The sequence below is a fragment of the Streptomyces sp. UNOC14_S4 genome (genome assembly GCF_020740835.1).
In the GTDB taxonomy this organism is placed as follows: domain Bacteria; phylum Actinomycetota; class Actinomycetes; order Streptomycetales; family Streptomycetaceae; genus Streptomyces.
In genome coordinates this window covers 1-1,084 of the sequence record NZ_JAINFC010000960.1, presented here as the reverse complement: position 1 = coordinate 1,084, position 1,084 = coordinate 1, and the positions used below count along the sequence as shown (strand labels likewise).

Annotated in this window: 1 protein-coding gene; it reads right to left on the bottom strand. The window is 74.0% G+C overall.

The genetic code is table 11. From position 1 onward, the window contains the following. Nucleotides 1-242: 242 nt before the first annotated feature. On the bottom strand, nucleotides 243-1,084 hold an 842-nt coding region (locus K6I34_RS37315; protein WP_374231127.1), incomplete at its 5' end, for a hypothetical protein.

Here is a 1,084-nt window from a genome sequence, read left to right as displayed (position 1 = left end):
ACCCGGGGCGCCTACCGGGGTGGGTGGTGCGGTCGGCGCGCGACTGCGACTTTCGTCGCCGGTGCGCCTGCCGGGGTACGGCTTGCGCTTCGCGGGCGGCTGCGGGTGCGTCGTGGCTGGTCGCGCAGTTCCCCGCGCCCCTTACGGGGCGCAAGCGCCCCGGGGGTCTGGGGGCGGAGCCCCCAGAAGAAACTTTCCACCCACCTGCACCCCCACCGGGCCGCCCGTAGGGCGGCGGGCGGTTACGCCGGCTTGCCCGGCGGTACCGGCGTCTTCACCGATTCCAGCGCCTGCGCGTTCGCCCGGTACATGATGCGGCGGAACGTGTAGTCGGAGACGTCGCGGCCGGCCGTCAGGGCGTCGGTGTCGTCGGGGCCCACCGATTTTCCGTTCGTGTAGCCCGCCACGGTGAAGTACGCGTAGCGCCCCTGCGCGTTGGCCGTCAGGCGGCACGCGGTGGAGCGGCAGAAGGCGGGGTCGTCGCTGCCGGGGAGGGAGGCGATGTTGCCCGAGGACTGTTCCTTCGCCTTGTCGGCGGCGGCCTTGTCGTCGAAGACGGCCACCCCGACGGTCACGGCGATCCCGTCGCGTACGTACGTCGAGCGCAGCACCTGGCGGCAGCCGTTGTCGGCGAGGACGGAGCCGAGTCCGCCCTGCGTCGCGGAGGCGCAGTCGGTGGTGGTGTCGGTGGCGGTCCGCGTGTACTTGCGCTTGCTCAGGACGGGCTTGGTGTGCGGGAAGAGCGTCTTGGTGCTCAGCGGCGCCTTGTCCTTGTCGGCGCTGGATATGAAGTCGAGCGGGTTCGGCGGGGGCGGTGGCGCGCTCTCGGAGAAGGACGGCTCGGGCGTCGCGGAGGAGCCGGGCAGTTTGCCCGGGGCGGGCAGGCCGCTCGCGCCGCCGCCGTGCGAGCCGGTGACCGCGAAGGTGACGGCCGTGGCGACCGCGGCCGTGGCCAGTACGCCGCCGCCACCGAGGAGCAGCCACTTGCGGCGGCGGCTCCTGTGCGCGGTGTCGTCGGCCAGCGCCGACCAGTCCGGGGTGTGCGGCGTGCCGGGCAGCGGGTTCCAGGGCGCGGGCTGCGCCC